Genomic DNA, 18,949 nt, shown 5'->3' with positions numbered 1-18,949 from the left:
GGGAGCCGTCGGCCGCGGTGGGGGTGAGGGCCGCCGTCGGGGTGGTGTCCCCCGGGGCGCCGGTGCCCACCGTGTCCGCCGCGGTGGCCGCCTGCGAGCTGTCGCCGGACGGTCCGGTGGCTCTGGACGGCCGGGGCGCTCCGGACGGCTCGACGGCGCCGGCTCCGGTGGCTCCGGGGCCGGTCGGGCGGGGCGGGGGCACCCGGGTCGGGCCCGCGGTGGGCGGGGGGCTCGCTTCGGCTCCGGGCGTGCTGCTGCTGGTCGCCTGGTGCGTGCTGGGTGCGGCGGCCGGGGTGGGGTGCGGGCCCGACACGACCCGTCCGGGCGCCTCCCCGTGACCCCTACCGGTACCGGCGCGGGGGCTGTCCGACGCTCCGTCCGTGCCGTCCGTGTCGTTCGGGGGGCCCGTCACGGCGTCCGGGGCGCGGTCCGCACCGTCAGGGTCGGGCTCCCGGCCCCCGCCGATCCGGGGGACCGCGGGCCGGCCGGGAGCGGGTGCCACCGGACGGCGCTGATCCGGGACTCGCGGTGCTCCGTCCATGCGTCCACCTGTCCTGCCTGAGGCGATGTCTGGGTTCCGTCAGTGTGCCTTGTCCGCTCGGGAAGCGGCAGCATTGATATGCACCCGTCACAGTGCTCGTGCCCGGGCGGGACCCCCCGGTGCGGGGATCTGCACGGGCTGTCGTACCCAGGGGAGACACCCGTACGCGCACCGGAGGTTCCCGGTGGGCGCGCCCGGTTCCGAACGGCTCGGACCGTGCGGCGCGTCGGCCCGTTCGGCGTGGCCGACCGCTGTGCGGGGCGCGCGGGCGCGTGGGTGGCGCGCACGGGAGCCTGACGATCCGTCATGACCGAAAAGTGGTGGACATCTGGGGACTCCTCCCTTGTTGAGGCGGGGTCAACGGTGCCGCGCGGGACCGTCGGGACGGTCCCGCGCGGCGGGTGCGGGTCGGATCAGGAGGCGTCGGTGACCGTTCCGGTCAGCACGGACCCCCCGGTCGGGATGCCCTCATCGTCATAGGTGGTCAGCTGGAGCCGGATCGATTCCGGGCCTTCCGTGACGGTGTCGCGGACCGTCGGAACGGGCACGTCCGCACTCAGCTGACCGGCGGGCACCGTCAGCCACAGGTTGCTGCCGTCCAGCTGGGACAGGGGCCGTTGCGGGTCGGGCTCGGCGCCGAAGTGCGTGGCGAGCCAGTCGGCCGGGACGTCCTTGGTGGACAGTTCGGTGCCGCCGGTCACCGGCAGGACGCGGAGCTCCGGCCCGTACACCTCCGTGTCGGCGGGCGCGGACAGGGTCATCCGCCAGGCGAGGGGGCTCCCCTCGGTCACCCGGTCCGCGACGGGCCGCACGGTGAACGTGGGCTTCGGGTCGTCGTTCTCGACGGTCACTCCGCCCCGGTCACTGCCGACGACGGCGCCCCGCACGGCCTTGGCGAAGACCTCGTGCGGCACGTCGTTGCCGTAACGGGTGTTGCCGTGCACGGTGACGGGGACGTCCAGGTGTTGCGTGCCCGGCTTGACGGTCACCGTGCGGGGGGCGAGCGGCGCCGGGCCGGCCGGGTCGGTGTACAGCCGGATCTGGCCACTGCCCCGTCCCGAGACGTGCACCGGAACGCGGACGGTGCGGGAGCCGGAGTTCCCCTCCTTGACGACGAGGCGGCCGAAGTCGACGCGCGGCATGTTCTTCGCCGGGTCGGGCGCCGGGGTGCCGGGGCGCCAGCCCCAGGCGTCCATCAGCCACAGCTTCCCCTTGGTGCTGCGCGGGACCAGCTCCAGCGACTTGACCTTGGTGAGGTCCAGCCCTGCGCGCACCGCGGACTTCAGCGGGACGCGGACCTCACGGGCCCAGGCGGAGGAGGTCATGGAGTTGCCGGGCAGCCCGTCCAGCGTGGCCTGACCGAGGCGGGCCCGACGGCCGTTGGTGTCGGTGATGCGGACGTCCAGCTTGGTGCCGGTGGTGTTGGGCGGCACGATCACGCGCAGCGCGAGGGCGTCGGAGCCCTTCACCGAGAACGGGCGGGACGGCGTCACCCGCACGGGAGTGCCGGCGCGGGACCACGCGGCCGACACCGCGTACCGGCCCGTCTCCCGGGGCAGGTGCCAGTACGCGAAGTGCGGTGAGGTCCCCTTCCCGTCCCAGGGCAGGCAGCTCTTCGTCTCGTCGTGGTCGACCTGGTTGCAGACCTTGCCGCCAGTGACCTTGGTGGAGGTGGTGGGCAGGACCGCGGGCTTGCGGTGGGCGCCGACCGCATGGGTGAGGACGCGGGCCGGGTTGGCCGAGGGCGCACTGCGGTGCGAACCGTCGAGCAGCGGGCGGACCTTGTCGTCACCGGCGACGAACAGCCGGGCCGCGGCGGCGATGTACGTCGACCCGGCCTTCTGCTGCTGGGTCGCCTTCAGCCGGGCGGCCGTACCGGCGTCGCAGTAGGCGTTGCCCTCGCCGCCCCAGTCGTCCCAGGCGGGGGCGACGGCCTGGCCGGGGGTCCACTCGGTGTTGAAGTAGTTGTGGTTGGCGCCGATGACGTAGGCGACCCCCTGGAGCGCCTTGCCGCGGCTGGTGCCGCGGGTGCCGTCGGCGTAGATCTGGCCCTGGAGGTCGGAGACGTCTCCGTCGCAGCCGGGGAGCAGGGTCAGGGAGGGCACGTCGGGTGCGGGGTTGTGGCCGAAGAGGGTCGGGCCGATGAGGACGGTGCCGCGGATCTTCCAGCGGACGGGTCCGCGGTAGCCGTCGGCGGCGGCGGGTGCCTTGTGGAGGGTGTCGAGGGCGGCGCGGTTGACGCCCTCGCCGCCGCGGGAGTGCCCGACGAGCAGGACCTTGTCCAGGTCGGCCTTGGGCAGCCGCTTGACGGCCGCGGGTGCGGTGGCCGGGTCCTTCGCCCACCCCGCCCAACGGGCCAGGTGCTGACGCACCAGGGACGAACGGGCCTGCGCGCCCGCGTCCTCGACGTAACCGTCCTGGCCGTTGACGCCGTTCGCGGAGATCGAGAGGGTGACGTAGCCCTGCGAGGCCAGCAGCTTCTGGTCGTGCAGATAGCCCTTGTAGCTGGGGATCTGTTGGAAGCCGGACGGGCAGGGCCAGTCGATGTTGGAGTCGCCCGCCGTGTTGTAACAGGTGCCGTGGCGGCCGTGCAGGAACAGGACGAGGGGGCGGGGGCCGGTCGCGTTCTTGGGCCCGACGACGGTGGCCTTCATCTCGACCTTGGCCGGGAAGTCCGGCAGCTTCACCGAGGAGAGGCTGTACTCGCCACTGGTCGTCTGGTAGCGGCCCTTCACACCCGGGTCCACGGAGTTCGCCGGCGCCAACGGCGGGATCGCGGCGCGCTGTTCGGGGGCGGCTCTACGGCGGGCCTCGGCCTGCTGCCCCGCCTCGTCCAACCTGCGCCCGCTCGCCAACACCTTCAGATCGTCACCGGCACCGATCCGTGCGCTGCCGAGCTTCAAACGGAAGGTCCGCTGGTCCTTCGCGGCGACCGGCACGCCCAGCCGGACGTCCCCGGCGTGGAACTCGACGCGCGAGTCACCGATCGGAACGGGCTTCGACGCGGTCCAGACGAGCTCCCGCTCGCCGCCCGCATCGGTTATTCGCCAGCCTTCGGGGAGCGATTGGCCCGGCTCGTCGACGGCCGGCGCGGACCGGACGGAGCCGGGTGGCGGCGCCGATCCCGGTGCGGCCAGGGCGAGTTGCGGCGCCCCCGACGCCAGCGCCAGGACCGCCACGGTGACGGCCCCCTTGCGCGTGACACGGATCAAGGTGATCCTCCTGTGCTTCTCGGTCGTGCTGGGGCGCCCCGGCGGATTCCGGGAACTCCCCCGGTCCGAAGGATGCGGGGGGCGGGCCCGCCGGTTGCCTACCGGCGGGCCCGGTGCCCGACGGCCGGGCGGGCGCGGGGGCGGCTACTGCGGGCTGCCGTCGTCCTCGCGCACGGCCGGCCCGCCCCGGTGGGTGCCCATCACCACGCCGCGGTGGGCGGGGCCGGCACCGCGCCGGCGGGACACGGCCAGGTGCCGCCGGGGACCCCGTCGGCCACCCGGACGTGCGACACGACGTACGGGTGCGGTGGACGGGGCGCAGCGGGTGTTCGGGCGCCCTCGCCGTCAGCGCGGGGGTTGCCTGCGCTCGTAGTCCCGTGCGGTCCCGCCGTGCTGGTCCACCCACCAGGCGATGCGGCAGTCGAGGCAGGTGTAGCGCCACCGGGGCAGCCGGGTCTCGGGGTCGGCGGCCTGGGCCAGGATCACGCACGTGCGGCCGCACTGGACGCACCGGACCGGCTTCTGAGCGTTCACACCGGTCAGTCTGGCAGGACGCTCCCGTGCGGGACCCGGTGTCGACCAGGGGTGATCAAGGGGCTGGTCGGGCGCGGACCGGGCGCGGGCCGGACGCGGGCCGGGGGCGGGAAAATTTGAAAGCGCCACAAAACGGACAGACAACGATTACCGCATAGCGGACGCCGGTGAGAGTGGCCTTGGTAAGTCCGGCTCGCTCTGCTCATGGTCCATGGAAACTCTGAGAGAACTCCGAATTCTGTCGCGCAAGGCAAGGTCGTAGCCCCTGTGGGGGAGGGGGAGTTAAGCGGAACTTTCCTCTCCGGTAACGAAAACCGCAGCGCCTACCCTCCTGTCCATGACTCAGGTGGAAGCACGGCCTCCGGCCGCAGACGCGGAGCCCGGCGCCCGGGGCCCCGCCGACGGGGGTGCGGACGTACGGGGCAAGGGGCTGAACGGGAACTCCGTCGGCCTGGTCGGCAGTGCGGTCATCGGCATCTCCACGGTCGCCCCCGTCTACTGCCTGACCTCCACCCTCGGCTCCACCGCCGGTGAGGTCGGCCTCCAGATGCCCGCCGTCTTCCTCGCGGGCTTCCTGCCGATGCTGCTGGTCGCCTTCGCGTACCGGGAGCTCAACCGCGCCGTCCCCGACTGCGGCACCTCCTTCACCTGGACGGTCAAGGCGTTCGGCCCGCGGCTGGGCTGGATGTGCGGCTGGGGCCTCGTCATCGCGACGATCATCGTCCTGTCGAACCTCGCCGGAGTCGCCACCTCGTACTTCTGGCTGCTGGCCGGAGAGCTCACCGGCAGTGCGGCCATCACCGCGCTCGACGACAACAAGGCCGTCCACATCGGCACGGTCCTGGTGCTCATCGCCGTCGCCACCGCCATCAGCTACCGGGGCATGACCGCCACCAAGGGCGTGCAGTACACGCTCGTCGCCCTCCAGCTGGTGGTCCTCGTCGTGTTCGTGGTGTTCGCCCTCCAGAAGGCGCGCTCCGGCGACTTCACGACCGGCGTCGACTTCTCCTGGTCGTGGCTGAACCCGTTCTCCGTGCAGTCCTTCGCCGCGTTCACCGCCGGACTGTCCCTGTCGATCTTCATGTACTGGGGCTGGGACGCCTCCCTCACCGCGAACGAGGAAACGATCGACAGCGACCGCACCCCCGGCCGCGCCGCCCTGGTCGCCATGGTCGTGCTGGTGGGCTCCTACCTCGCCACCGGCATCGCCGCGCAGATGGCCGTCGGCTCGGGCACCTCGGGGCTCGGCCTCGCCAACCCCGACACCTCCGACAACGTCTTCGCCGCGCTCGCCGGTCCCGTCATGGGCAGTGCGCTCGGCATCCTGCTCTTCGTCGCCGTCCTCGCCTCGGCCGCCGCGAGCCTCCAGACCACGTTCATCCCCGTCGCCCGCACCGTCCTCGCCATGTCCACGTACGAGGCGCTGCCCCCGTCCTACGCACGGGTGCACCCCCGCTTCCGCACCCCCGGCCGGGCGACCGTCACCGCCGGCATCGCGACCGGCGCCTTCTACACCGTCATGACCCTGGTCAGCGAGAACGTCCTGGTGGACACCATCTACGCACTCGGTCTGATGATCTGCTTCTACTACTCGCTGACCGCGTTCGCCTGTGCCTGGTACTTCCGCGCGGAGCTGCGCCGCTCCCCGCGCGACCTGATGTTCAAGGGCGTCTTCCCCGCCCTCGGCGGCACCCTGCTCGCCGCCGTCTTCACCAAGACCCTCATCGACATGTGGAACCCCGCCTACGGCTCCGGATCGGCCGTCCTCGGCGTCGGCTCGGTCTTCGTGATCGGCGTCGGCCTGCTGCTCCTCGGCCTCGGCATCATGCTCGTCATGCGCCGGCGGAGCCCCGCGTTCTTCCGCGGCGAGGTCCTCACCCGACAGACCCCGGCCCTGGTGGTCACCGACTGACGCGGCCCGGCGTGCGCCCGCCCACCAGGCGTGCGGGTGCGCTCAGCTCACCGCCCGCTCCACGAGCGCGGCGATCCGCGCCTCCACCTCGTCCGTCACCTCGGTCAGGGCGAACGAGGACGCCCACATCGCGCCCTCGTCCAGCTTCGCCAGGTCGCTGAACCCGAGCGTCGCGTACCGCGCGTTGAACTTGCCCGCGCTCTGGAAGAAGCAGACGACCTTGCCGTCCAGCGCGTACGAGGGCATCCCGTACCAGAGCTTCGGCGCGAGGACGGGGGCGCTGGCCTTCACCACGGCGTGCACCCGCTCCGCCATGACCCGGTCCGCCTCGTCCATCTCGGCGATCTTCGCCAGGACGTCCTGCTCCTCCTCCGCCGCCTTGTCCGCGCGCGACTTGCGCCGTGCGGCCGTCTTCAGCTCCCGGGCGTGCTCCTTCATCGCGGCCCGCTCCTCGGCCGTGAAACCCTTGCCCGTGCTGCCGTCGGTGCTGCTCATGGTGCGTTCCCTCCAGTCGACCCGGGTGGTCCCGCGGTGCGGGACCGATCCACAGGAGAGGACCATATTCCGACCCACTGACATCGGGCCGACACGCGACGGGCCGCCGGTGGAGGTACCCCGCGGACCGTCAGCCCTCCGCCGCGGGCAGCACCGGCAACAGGCGCGGCAGATGCCCGTCCGAAGCCGCCGCGGCCCGCTGCCGCTCCTCGGAGACCTCCCCGTACAGGGTGGTCCTGGGCCGCGCCGGACGGCCCGCGGCCTCAGCGATGGCGACGAGGTCCTTGACCGACCGGTACGAGCCGTAACCCGACCCCGCCATCCGGGAGATGGTCTCCTCCATCAGGGTGCCGCCCAGGTCGTTCGCCCCCGACCGCAGCATCTCCGCCGCCCCCTCGGCGCCCAGCTTCACCCAGCTGGTCTGGATGTTGCTCACGTGCGGGTGCAGCAGCAGCCGGGCCATCGCGGTGACCGCCCGGTTGTCCCGGGTCGTCGGGCCCGGCCGGGCGATCCCCGCCAGGTACACCGGCGCACTGGTGTGGATGAACGGCAGCGTCACGAACTCGGTGAACCCCTCGACGCCGTTCTCCCGGGCGCGTTCCTGCACCTCCACCAGGGTCCGCAGATGGCCCAGCCAGTGCCGGGGCTGGTCCACGTGCCCGTACATCATCGTGGACGAGGAACGGATGCCCAGCGAGTGCGCGGTCTCGATGACCTCCCGCCAGGTGGCCGTCGGCAGCTTGCCCTTGGTCAGGATCCAGCGCACCTCGTCGTCGAGGATCTCGGCCGCCGTACCGGGCACCGAATCCAAGCCGGCCTCCCGCGCGGCGGTCAGCCACTCCCGGATCGACAGACCCGTCCGGGTCGCCCCGTTGACGACCTCCATCGGCGAGAACGCGTGCACGTGGATGCCCGGCACCCGCGCCTTCACCGCCCGCGCGATGTCGAAGTACGCGGTGCCCGGCAGATCGGGGTGGATGCCGCCCTGCATGCACACCTCGACGGCACCCACCTCCCACGCCTGCGCCGCCCGGTCCGCGACCTGGTCCAGGGAGAGCGTGTACGCATCGGCATCCGTACGGCGCTGGGCGAACGCACAGAACCGGCAGCCGGTGTAGCAGACGTTGGTGAAGTTGATGTTCCGCGTGACGACGTACGTGACCTCGTCCCCGACGACCGACTTGCGCAGGTCGTCCGCGACCCGGCACAGCGCGTCCAGGGCCGGCCCGTCGGCGTGCAGCAACGCCAGCGCCTCCGGGTCGGTGAGCCGCGTCGGATCGTCCGCGGCGGTCCGCAGCGCGTCCCGGACGTCCGCGTCGATCCGGGACGGCACCATGCCCGGCGCCGCGGCCTCCCGCAACGCCTCCCAGTCCCCGTACACGGCGTCGAAGTCGTCCCGCCGGTCCGCGGTGCGGCCCTCGGTGTCGATGGTGCGGTGCAGGTCCGTGCGGCCCGAGGACGCCACGAACCCCTCGTCGGGCTCCTGCCAGGGCAACCCGACGGGCCGGGCGTCCGGATCGGCCAACCCGGTCTCCGGGTCGGCGAGCGCCCGGACGTGCGGCACCACCCGCGGGTCCAACCAGGGCTCCCCGCGCCGCACGAACTCCGGGTACACGCACAGGCGTTCCCGCAGGCTGAAGCCCGCAGCCGCGGAGTGCCGCGCCAACTCCTCGATCCGGGGCCACGGCCGCTCCGGGTTGACGTGGTCGATGGTCAGCGGCGACACCCCGCCCCAGTCGTCGATGCCGGCGCCGATCAGCCGCGCGTACTCCGCGTCGACCAGGTTCGGCGGGGCCTGGACACAGCCCGCGGGGCCCATCACCAGCCGCGCCACCGCGACCGTCGCCACCAGGTCGTCCAACTCCGCGTCGGGCATCCCCCGCATCGCCGTGTCCGGCTTCGCCCGGAAGTTCTGGATGATCAACTCCTGGACGCCCTGGTACGCCCGCGCCACCTTCCGCAGCGCGAACAGCGACTCGGCGCGCTCCTCGTACGTCTCGCCGATGCCGAGGAGCAGCCCGCTGGTGAACGGCACGGAATTGCGCCCGGCGTCCTCCAGCACCCGCAGCCGGACCGCCGGTTCCTTGTCGGGGGACCCGTAGTGCGGGCCGCCCGGCTCGCTCCACAGCCGGGTCGCCGTGGTCTCCAGCATCATGCCCATCGAGGGCGCCACCGGCTTGAGCCGCTGGAAGTCCGTCCAGGTCAGCACCCCCGGGTTGAGGTGCGGCAACAGACCCGTCTCCTCCAGGATGCGGATCGACATGGCGCGCACGTACGCCACGGTGTCGTCGTAGCCCTCCGCCGCCAGCCACTCGCGGGCCTCGGGCCACCGGTCCTCCGGCTTGTCCCCCAGGGTGATCAGCGCTTCCTTGCAGCCCAGTTCGGCGCCGCGCCGGGCGATGTCCAGCACCTCGTCCGGGGACATGAACATCCCGTGCCCCGCGCGCCGCAGCTTGCCGGGCACCGTCACGAAGGTGCAGTAGTGGCACTTGTCCCGGCACAGCCGGGTCAGCGGGATGAACACGCTCTTCGAGTACGTGATGACCCCGGGCCGGCCGGCCGCCGCGAGACCCGCGTCCCGCACCCGCGCCGCCGACGCCGACAGGTCCGTCAGATCGTCGCCGCGCGCCTGCAACAGGACCGCCGCCTCGCCCACGTCCAGGGTGACCCCGTCCCGGGCCCGCCGCAGCGCCCGGCGCATCGAATTGGCGGTCGGCGCCGAGGCACCCCGCCGGTCGGAACCTGCGGGGACTGCGGGGCCGGACGCGGTCTGGGCATCAGTCATGGACCGAGCATACGAGCGCAGCAGGGCGGCGTCAGTGGGGCCCGTGCCCGCCCCGCTCCCGGTGAAGTCCCACGTCAGCCCGGTAGCGGGGGGCCGTTCCGGCCACTTGGCGGACTCTGGTGGCGGGGGTGTGCGTCGGATAGCGTGAGTGACGTCTCGTCGCCCGCCGGCGGCTCCCCCCGGAGCGCGCACCCGCTGCGGGCGGCCGTTCACGGGGAGGGTGGGGCGTGCTGACTCTGGGCATCCTGTTCGGCGTACTGGTCGCCGTGGTGGTGTGGTTGGTCATCGTCCTGCTGCGCAGGTCCTCCACCTCCACCGAGAACGCCGACGGGCTCCTCATCGAGCAGCGACACCGCGCCCAGGCGCACGCGGACCGGCAGTCGTACCACTCGAACGCGGTCCACGGCCGCCCCCCGAGCTTCCGCGACGACCACCACCGCCCCTAGGCGTCCGGGCCCTGCGCCCGACACGACCCGGCAACGAAGCCGCCGGGAACGGAACCATCCGCTCGCGTCCGTCGTCGCAGGGGTCGGACACCGACGGGTGGTCGCCGGGCCGGGGGAACGGGCCCGCGCGTCCGCCGTGCGAGGGACGTGGGGGACAGGGTGAGTGCCGTGAGACCGATGCGGGCCGTCGTCAGGGCCACCGGGGCCGCAGCACTGTGCGCGGCGCTGGCCGCCGGGTGCAGCTCCGGCGGCGAACCGGAGGAGGGGGGCCCGGGCGGCCAGCAGACCCCCGGCGCGCGCACGGGACAGGAGGACACCACCCGCGGCGGCACCGCCGCGACCCCCACCCCTGCGCCCTCCCGCCTGGACTTCGAGGTCGACCCCGCCCGCGCACCCGACGACCACGCCGGGGCCGCGGCCCTGGCGAAGACGGCGGCGGCCCTCCCCGAGGAGTTCGGCCGGGGCTTCGAGAAGGCCGCACCCTACGAGAGCTCCCCGCGCGACTGGAACGTGCTGGACGAGTCCTGCGTCTGGCAGCGCGGAACACTGCCGGCGGACGTCCTCGCGAGCTTCACCCGACGCAGCCGACTGCCCGCCGCCGGTGGCAAGGGACTGGTCCGGATGTCCTCGACGGTGACCGTGCACCGCACCGGGTCCAGCGCCGACTGGGAGATGGCCGGCACCCTCGAAGAGGCCCTGCGCTGCCCCGACCAGCGGCTCGGCGGCGCCGAACGCGTCACCGGCCTGATGTCGTTGGGCTCCGCCTACGGCGAGGGCGGCAACCTCACCGCCGACGACGCCCTCATGGAGGCCGGCAAGTTCGTCGACGAACGCATCGGCGGCAAGGCCGCCTACTACGCCTGGCACCAGGCCCGGCTCGGCCCCGTCACCCTCGCCGTGGTCGTCAAGGGCGGCAAGGGCTTCACCAGCCTGCAACTCAACCGGTCCGCCGCCGAGGCCCTGACCTTCATGAAGAAGCGCGTCCGCGAGGCCCTGGGAGCCGCCACGTGACCGAGCCGCTGCTGCCCCGGGACCCGTCCGTCCTCGGCGGCCACCGCCTGCTCGCCCGGCTCGGCGCGGGCGGCATGGGCGTCGTCTACCTCGCCCGCGCCGCGTCCGGCGCCCTCGCCGCCGTCAAGGTCATCCAGGCCGAACACGCCGACGACGAGGACTTCCGCGCCCGGTTCCGCCGCGAGGCCGACGCCGCCCGCCGGGTCGACAGCCCCTGGGCCGTGCCCGTGACCGACGCCGACCTCGACGCGGAACAGCCCTGGCTGGCCACCGCGTTCGTGCCCGGCCCCGCCCTCCAGGAAGCCGTCACGGCCTGCGGCCCGCTGCCGGCGGGCAGCGTGCGGCTGCTCGCCAAGAGCCTGGCCGCCGCACTCGCCGCAGTGCACGCCGCGGGCCTGGTCCACCGGGACGTCAAGCCCGGGAACGTCCTCCTCGCCGTCGACGGGCCCCGGCTGATCGACTTCGGCATCGCCCGCTCCCTGGACGACACCGCACTCACCTCCGCCGACCTGGTGATCGGCACGCCCGGCTTCCTCGCCCCCGAACAGGCCCGTGCCGACGGCGGTGAACTCGGCCCCGCCTCCGACGTGTTCTCGCTCGGCTGCCTGCTCGCCTACGCCGCCACCGGACGCCCCCCGTTCGGCTACGGCACCGCCGACGCCCTGCTGTACCGCACCGTCCACGACGAGCCCGACCTCGCGGGCATCGCCGACGCGGCGCCCGCCCCGGCCGCCGAAGGACCACCCGGGGCCACCGGTCGACCCGCGCCGGGCCAGAACCCGCCGGACCCGCGGCTCGCCTTCCGCTCCGGCGCCGCGCCCCACCCCCAACAAACCCCCGCAGACACCCCCGCGGACGTCCCCGCAGACGCCCCCCGGGACGCCGCCCGCCCGCCGGAGGGCCCCGCGCCCCGCGCCACCCCGGCCACCGAACTGCTCGCCCTGCTCCGCCGCTGCCTCGCCAAGGACCCCGCCGAACGGCCCACCGCGGCCCGGATCGAGGCCGCCCTCGCCGAGGACGTACCGCGCGGCACCGCCGACTGGCTGCCGCCCCCGGTGGTCCGCATGATCGCCGACCGGTCGGCGGCGATGCTCGCCCTGCCCGACGTCGAACCCACCCGCGCCGACCCGACCCCCGCCCGGGCTCCCGCCCCACCGACCCGGCGCCGGCTCCTGCTGTTCACCGCCGGCGGCGCCGTCCTCGCCGCGGGCGGCGCGGCGGGCGCCTGGGCCCTGCGACCCGGGAGCGGGGGCGGGCCCGCCGCCCGCCGCTGGACGATCGGCCTCCAGGGCGCCCTGACGGGCCCCGCCGCCGCGGTCGGACGCGCCCAGGAACGCGCCGCCCGGCTCGCCGTGGAGGAGTACAACGCCCGGCGCCTCACGTCCTTCGAGCTGACGCTCAGGACCAGCGACGACGCGGGCCGCCCCGACCGGGCGGCAGCAGCGGCCCGGCGGCTCGCCGACGACCGGGACGTGCTCGCCGTCATCGGCTCCAGCACCGACCACACCTCGGACGCCGCGCTGTCCGTCTACGAGGGCGCCCTGATCCCCTTGGTGATGGTCGTGGGCGGCCGGACCGCGCCCGAGCAGCAACAGTCCCGCATGTTCCTGCGGGCCCGCCCCACCCACTCCTACGCCGCGATCCGGGCCGTGTACGCGCTGCTGGGCTCCGACCCGGCGCCCCGCCGACCCGGCCTCGTGGAGGACCGCAGCGACGAGACGGTGGCGTGGATGTACTCCACGATGTCCGCCTTCACCTTCCGCCAACTCGGCCGCCCTGCCCGCCCGCGGGTCGTCCCGGCCTCCCTCGGCGACGGCTTCGGCCCGGTCGTCGACGACCTGCTGGACGCGGGCGTCGACGCGTTCCTGTACTGCGGCCCGGCCGTCGGGGCGACCCGCTTCGCCCGGACCCTCGCCGACCGACGCTTCCGGGGCCCCCGCTACGCCGCGGAACCGGCACTCGACCCGGAGTTCCTCCGCGGGGCCGGGCCCGCCGCCGAGGGCTGGCGGGTCACCACCGCCGCGATCGGCCCCGAGGACCCCCGGGTCCGGACGTTCGCCGCCGCCCACCGCAAGCGGTTCGGGGCCGCCCCGGGCCTGTGGGCCGTGGAGACGTACGACGCGGTGAAGCTGGTGATCCGCGAGTTGGAGCGCACCGCCGACAGCGGGACCCGACCCGAACCGCGCGCACTGATGCAGCCGTTGCGCCAGGCCAAGTACCAGGGCCTCGCCCGACCGCTGCTGTTCACCGCGGACCGGGGCGAGTACAACGCCGCCGACGGCGTCTACCTCCACGAGGTGCGCGACGGCGCCTTCCGCTACGTCGGCCCCGCCCCGGCCCTACCACCGGGGGCCTAGGGCAACTCGCGACGACGGACCGGTGGCTACGGAAAGGGAGCAGGGAACGGCCATGCGCGCACTGAAGGGGACCGACCCCCGGTCCATCGGCGGATACCGGCTCCTGGCCAGGCTCGGCGCCGGCGGCATGGGCGTGGTGTACCTCGCCCGCTCCCCGGGCGGCGCCCTGGTCGCCCTCAAGGTGATCCGCGCCGAGTACGCCGCGGACCCCGCGTTCCGGAGCCGCTTCCGCCGCGAGGCGGACAGCGCCCGACTGCTGCGCGGTCGCTTCGTCGTCCCGGTGACCGCCGCGGACCCCGACGCCCGCGAACCCTGGCTCGCCACCGCCTTCGTGCCCGGCCCCTCGCTCGCCGAAGCCCTCGCCGAACGCGGCCCGTTCCCGTACCGCAGCGTGCGGGGGCTCGGCGCGCGGCTGGCGCTGGCGCTCGCGGAGGTGCACGCGGTGGGCCTGGTCCACCGGGACGTCAAACCCGGAAACGTCCTGCTGGCGTTGGACGGCCCCCGACTCATCGACTTCGGCATCGCCCGCTCCCTCGGCGCCACCGCGCTCACCGCCCCCGACGCGGTGATCGGCACCCCCGGGTACCTGGCGCCCGAACAGGCCCGGATGGGCACCGGCGAAGTGGGCCCGCCCAGCGACGTGTTCGCCCTGGGCTGCGTACTCGCCCACGCCACCACCGGCCGCCGCCCGTTCGGCACCGGCGCGGCCCTCGCCGTCCTGGTCCGCGCCGTGCAGGAGCCCGCGGACCTCACCGGCGTCGGCGGGCCCTGGCGCGCACTCCTGGAACGCTGCCTCAGCAAGGACCCGGCGGGCCGCCCCACCGCAGCCGCCCTCGCCGCCGAACTGGGCCCGGTGCCCCCGGTCGCGGGCGCCCCCGGCGACGACGACTGGCTGCCGCCGGACCTGCCCGCCCTGATCGCCGAACGCTCCGCCCGGGTCCTCGACCTGCCCGAACCCGAACCCGAACCGCAGCATCCGGCCGCCCCGCCGCCCGTCGCGCCACCTCCACCGGGTCGGCGGCGCTTCCTGTCCCTGGGCGCGGCGGCCGGGGTGCTCGCGGCCGGCGGCGCCACCGCGGCCTACCTCGCCCACGACCGTGACGACACGGGCGGCGACGCCGGACGACGCGGCACCCCGCCCCTGCTCACCCTCGGCCTGCACGGCGACACCTCCGGCCCCGACCGGGCCGTCGGCCGGGCGCAACACCACGGCGCCCGACTCGCCGTCGCCGCCCACAACGCCCGCCCGGACCGCGCGGTCACCCTGCGCCTCGTCCCCCGGGACGACGGCGGGGACCCGGACCGCTCCCGTGCGGTGGCCCGACGGTTCGTCGACGACCCCGCGGTGTACGCGGTCCTGGGCCCCACCAGCGACGCCACCGCCCTCGCGGCGTCCGAGCTGTACGTGAAGGCGGGGCTGCCGATGCTCACCGTCTGGGCCGGCCACGCCGACCTCCAAAAACTCCCGGACACACCGGTCTTCACCCTCCGCCCCTACACGACGGCGCTCGCCGCGCCCGTCGTGCAGTGGCTCACCCACGTACGGCCCGCCCGGCGCACCGCGCTGATCGACGACCGCGACGATGAGGACCACAGTTACGTCCTGGTCAAGGCACTGCGCGAGATACCACCGTCCCGGGGGACGGCGTCCGTGCACACCGTGGAAGCGGACTCCGACGACTTCGGCCCGGCGGTGGCCGACGCCCTCGCGGCCGGCGCGCAGGGCGTCGTCTACTGCGGGACCTCACCGCGCCGCGCCGCCCTGTGCGCCCGGGCCCTGCGGTCCGCCGGGTTCACCGGCGGACGGGCCCTCACCCAACCCGCCGGCACCGGGGAGTTCCTGACGGCCGCGGGCGACGCGGCCGAGGGGTGGGCGATCGGCTCGACGTTCGTCGACCCGGAGCGGCTGCCCCGGGCGGCCGGCTTCGTCCGCGCCTACCGCGAGGAGCACGGCACCGGCGCCCTCCCGCCGGGCACCGCCGAGGCCTACGACGCGGTGGGCCTCGTCGCCCGGGGCCTCGACGCCCTGGACACCCCCGATCGGGTCGCCCTGCGGCGGCACCTGCGCGGCGACCCGTACCGGGGAATCACCCGCCGGTACCGCTTCGTCGAGGGGGAGGACACCGTCGTCCAGAACGACGGCATGTTCCTCTGGCTCGTCCGCGACGGTCGCGCCCGCTACCTGGGCCCCTTCCTGGAGGTGGACCGCAAGGCCGCGGACCGGGCCCGGTGAACCAGGTTCACCGGCACCCGGGCGGCGGACCGGGAGACTCCACTCGTACTGACCGTGTCCATTACAGTGCTGCGAGCCAGCCGCTCGGCGAGGGCAGTGAGGGGGAGGTCCGGTGAGCGCAGCGGCCACCACGGTGTGGGGGCGGGCCGAACAGCAGGACTTCCGCAGCCGGGTCAGGGGCACGCTCCTCGGCCTCGCCGTCGGGGACGCGCTGGGGGCACCCGTGGCGCCACTCGACCGCGACGGCATCCGCGACGCCTACGGCGACCCGGGGTTGACCGACCTGGCCCCGGCCCACGGGCGGCGCGGCGCGGTCACCGCCGCCACCCAACTCGCCCTCTTCACCGTCGACGGGCTGATCCGGGCGCAGGTGCGGCGCGACACCGGAGCCTGGCACCCGCCCACCGACCTGCACCGGGCCTACCGGCGCTGGGCGGCGACCCAGTGGGACTGGGGCCCCGACGAGCGGCGTGAGAACGACGGTTGGCTCGCCCGCCAGGAGTGGCTGTACACGCGTCGCGACCCGGCACGCTCCCTGCTCATCGGCTTCGGCGACGCGTCGATGGGCACCCTCGACGCACCGAAGAACCCGCAGGAGCGCGGCTGCGAGGCCGCCGTCCGGTCGGCGCCCTTCGGGCTGCTGGTGGGCTGGGAGCCGGACCTCGTGGTCCAACTGGCGGTGGAGTGCGGTGCTCAGACCCACGGCCACCCCGAGGGGTACCTCGCGGCCGGCGCGTACGCGGTGATCGTGCACGGGTTGGCGCGCGGCGGGAGCCCGGACGAGGCGGTGCGCGAGGCGCTGTCGCTGATCGGTGCGCGGGAGGGCCACGAGAGCGTGAGCGCGGGCCTGGAACGGGCGTTGGACGCGGTGCGGCAGGGCCCGCCGTCCGCGGACCGGGTCGAGGACCTGCTCCACGGCGACGGGGGCGGCGGTGACGTAGGTGACGCCGGGGGCGGCGTCGACCGCAAGGGGGGCGGTGAGGCCGCCGGGGCGCTGGCCGTGGCCGTGTACTGCGCCCTGGTCGGGCAGGACGTCCGGCACGGGCTGACGCTCGCCGTCAACCACGGCGGGGACTCCGCCGGGACGGGCGCGCTGACCGGTGCGCTGCTCGGCGCCCTGCACGGGGAGACGGCGTTGCCCCCCGCCTGGATCGCCGAGTTGGAGGGGCGGTCCACGGCGCTCGCCCTCGCCGACGACTTCGCGATGGAGATGACCCAGGGGCCCGCCCTGCACGGCCCGTCGACCGACTCCCCGGCCTGGCTGGCGCGCTACCCCCGGGGGTGAGCGCCGCCGCCGGAACGGAGCCGAGCCCCCTCGGCCGGGACGGCGGGCCAGTCGAGAGGGCTCTTCGGGTGGTACGTGGTACGCGGTGCGGTGCGCGGTCGCGGCCGGGTCAGCCGAGGTCGAACGCGCCCCCGTGCACACCGGTCACGAAGGAGGTCCAGGACTCGGAGGTGTGCGCGAGCGTGGGGCCTTCGGTGACCTTGGAGTCACGGACGTCGACGGTGTGCGCGATCGGGGACTTGACCTCGATGCACGCGCCGTTGCCCGTGGAGTAGGAGGACTTGACCCACGTGTGCGTAGAGCCCTGCTGGATTGCCATGTTCGCTCCGGTTGTGCCAGTTGCCAGTTGGTTGTGTGGCTGACCGGTCGGTGGCCGTGGCCCCGACGGTCGCCGCCCCCAGGAACCGCGCCCCCGGGTCGGGGACGTGCTCCGTGATGGCGCGCTCGACGCTACTCGCCAACTCCACTGAGCGAACTCGCTATTCACTCGACAGGATGGGATTGGGTATTCAAGTCTTCCGCGGCTCATGGGCCGAGGTGTATTATTCGGCAATTTTTTCGAGAGCGGCCAATTTCCCGCTTCTACAGCCGTGTTGCCCGCACGGGGTCGCGCTCCGTCCGAAGGGGCGAGCCGTTCCGCACCCGCCCCGAATCCGTACCGGCGACCAAGGGGCCGGTGACTGAGCGTACCCCCATGCGATCATTTCTGCGATCATTGGGGGTGCGCGAAGGTATCGATGAGGACCGGAAAAGTCCGCTCAGCGTGCGTAGTCCTTCGCGATGTCGGAGATGAACTGTCGCGACTGCTCGACGTTCAACGCCTGTGCCCGCAAATGCTCGTACATCACGCTGTAGCGCTGCACGTCGTTCGCCTTCTCCAGATAGAGGTCACTGGTGACCCCCTCGATGTAGACCACGCTGGAATCCGACGCGTCGGGAAACTCCAAAATGGCGTACTGGCCGTTCAGCCCCGGATGCGCACCCATGTCGAACGGGATCACCTGGACCGTGACGTGCGGCAGCCGCGACTGCTCCACCAGGTACTCCAACTGCTCCCGCATCAGATCCTTGCCGCCGACCATCCGACGCAGGGTCGCCTCGTCCAGCACGGTCCACAGCCGCAACGGGTTCTGCGGGGCCGAGATCCGCTCCTGGCGCCGCAGCCGGACCTGCACCCGCTTGTCGATGTCGTGCGGCGCGGTCTCCGGCAGCGCGCCCGAGATCAGCGCCTGCGCGTAGGGCCGGGTCTGGAGCAGCCCCGGCACCACCTGAGGGTCGTACACGCGCAGCGAGGCGGCGTCCGTCTCCAGACCGATGTACACGCTGTACGGGATGTCGCCGAAGGAGTGCCACCAGCCCTGCTGGCGCGAGTCCTTCGCCATCTGCATCAGCGACTCGACGATGCGGACGTCTTCGACCTCGTACACCCCGCACAGGTCGCGCACGTCCCGCTGGCTGATGCTGCGGCGGCCGTTCTCCAGGCGGCTGATCTTCGACTGGGAGACGAGGAGGCGCTCGGCCACCTCTTCGGCGGTCATGCCCTTCAACTCCCTCAGGCGGCGCAGCTCCTGGCCGAGGCGGCGGCGTCTGACAGTGGGGTTGACATGGGACGCCATGGGTCTTACCTCCGGCTCCGGGCCCGCGACCACGGGCTGCTGTCGCCGGCGACTATCCGTATCTGCTGTTCAGCAGACTGCCACTCGGTGGGGTGTTGGCGCTGGCAAACTCCATGTTCTTGGGCATCCCTTGGCCCGGGTTCCGCGCGGTGCGGTGCTGCGGGGTGCGCCGTCGCGTGCGGGTGCGTCGTGGTTGCCCGCGCTGTTCCCCGCGCCCCTGACCTGTGCGTCCTGGTGCGGGTGCGTTGTCCTGCGCGGTGCGCTGATGGTTCGCGCAGTTCCCCGCGCCCCTGTCGGGTGCGTTCTGTCGCGGGTGCGCTGTTGCGTGCGGGTGCGTTGTGCTTGCCCGCGCAGTTCCCCGCGCCCCTGACCTGTGCGTCCCAGTGCGGGTGCGTTGTCCTGTGCGGTGCGCTGATGGTTCGCGCAGTTCCCCGCGCCCCTGACCTGTGCGTCCTGGTGCGGGTGCGTTGTCCTGCGCGGTGCGCTGATGGTTCGCGCAGTTCCCCGCGCCCCTGTCGGGTT

At 73.8% G+C, this 18,949-nt stretch carries 12 protein-coding genes; 6 read left to right on the top strand and 6 right to left on the bottom strand.

Annotation, left to right across the window (positions count from 1 at the left end):
• Nucleotides 1-954 precede the first annotated feature (954 nt).
• Together ACFV88_RS24460 and ACFV88_RS24455 are read right to left on the bottom strand one after the other, a co-directional pair.
• Nucleotides 955-3,753 (bottom strand): hypothetical protein, encoded by a 2,799-nt coding sequence (locus ACFV88_RS24460; protein ID WP_385493982.1) that lies wholly within the window; start codon nt 3,751-3,753, stop codon nt 955-957.
• A 345-nt stretch (nt 3,754-4,098) separates the two neighbouring features.
• Complete coding sequence (locus ACFV88_RS24455; protein WP_385493981.1) at nt 4,099-4,287, bottom strand: hypothetical protein; 189 nt, start codon at nt 4,285-4,287, stop codon at nt 4,099-4,101.
• Between the two features lie 337 nt (nt 4,288-4,624).
• On the opposite strand from ACFV88_RS24455, the gene ACFV88_RS24450 reads away from it, so the two are divergent.
• Complete coding sequence (locus ACFV88_RS24450) at nt 4,625-6,199, top strand: APC family permease (protein ID WP_385493980.1); 1,575 nt, start codon at nt 4,625-4,627, stop codon at nt 6,197-6,199.
• A 42-nt stretch (nt 6,200-6,241) separates the two neighbouring features.
• On the opposite strand, the gene ACFV88_RS24445 is transcribed toward ACFV88_RS24450, so the two are convergent.
• A complete protein-coding gene (locus tag ACFV88_RS24445) occupies nt 6,242-6,694 on the bottom strand; it encodes an iron chaperone (RefSeq protein WP_385493979.1) in 453 nt (150 codons plus the stop codon).
• Between the two features lie 130 nt (nt 6,695-6,824).
• On the bottom strand, nt 6,825-9,479 hold the full coding sequence (locus ACFV88_RS24440) for a bifunctional FO biosynthesis protein CofGH (protein WP_385493978.1): 2,655 nt from the start codon (nt 9,477-9,479) through the stop codon (nt 6,825-6,827).
• A 227-nt stretch (nt 9,480-9,706) separates the two neighbouring features.
• Here ACFV88_RS24440 and ACFV88_RS24435 point away from each other — a divergent pair, with 227 nt between their 5' ends.
• The 5 genes from ACFV88_RS24435 (at nt 9,707) to ACFV88_RS24415 (ending at nt 16,811) form a co-directional block, all read left to right on the top strand.
• Entirely contained in the window at nt 9,707-9,925 is a 219-nt protein-coding gene (locus ACFV88_RS24435) for a hypothetical protein (RefSeq protein ID WP_385493977.1), read from the top strand.
• Between the two features lie 168 nt (nt 9,926-10,093).
• Nucleotides 10,094-10,936, top strand: coding sequence for a hypothetical protein (locus ACFV88_RS24430; RefSeq protein ID WP_385493976.1), 843 nt, complete (start codon nt 10,094-10,096; stop codon nt 10,934-10,936).
• On the top strand, nt 10,933-13,293 hold the full coding sequence (locus tag ACFV88_RS24425) for an ABC transporter substrate-binding protein (RefSeq protein ID WP_385493975.1): 2,361 nt from the start codon (nt 10,933-10,935) through the stop codon (nt 13,291-13,293). Before ACFV88_RS24430 ends, ACFV88_RS24425 begins: the two co-directional genes overlap by 4 nt.
• A 52-nt stretch (nt 13,294-13,345) precedes the next feature.
• Nucleotides 13,346-15,526, top strand: coding sequence for a bifunctional serine/threonine-protein kinase/ABC transporter substrate-binding protein (locus ACFV88_RS24420; protein ID WP_385493974.1), 2,181 nt, complete (start codon nt 13,346-13,348; stop codon nt 15,524-15,526).
• Between the two features lie 112 nt (nt 15,527-15,638).
• Complete coding sequence (locus ACFV88_RS24415; protein WP_385493973.1) at nt 15,639-16,811, top strand: ADP-ribosylglycohydrolase family protein; 1,173 nt, start codon at nt 15,639-15,641, stop codon at nt 16,809-16,811.
• Nucleotides 16,812-16,920: 109 nt separating this feature from the next.
• On the opposite strand, the gene ACFV88_RS24410 is transcribed toward ACFV88_RS24415, so the two are convergent.
• Complete coding sequence (locus tag ACFV88_RS24410; RefSeq protein ID WP_385493972.1) at nt 16,921-17,130, bottom strand: DUF397 domain-containing protein; 210 nt, start codon at nt 17,128-17,130, stop codon at nt 16,921-16,923.
• A 439-nt stretch (nt 17,131-17,569) separates the two neighbouring features.
• A complete protein-coding gene (locus ACFV88_RS24405; RefSeq protein ID WP_385493970.1) occupies nt 17,570-18,427 on the bottom strand; it encodes a helix-turn-helix domain-containing protein in 858 nt (285 codons plus the stop codon).
• Nucleotides 18,428-18,949: the final 522 nt, after the last annotated feature.

Origin of the sequence: Streptomyces sp. NPDC059816 (assembly GCF_042732055.1) — a bacterium.
Classification (GTDB): Bacteria; Actinomycetota; Actinomycetes; order Streptomycetales; family Streptomycetaceae; genus Streptomyces.
Note: the sequence above shows the minus strand (reverse complement) of the source record. Positions and strands in the feature narration are given on the sequence as shown.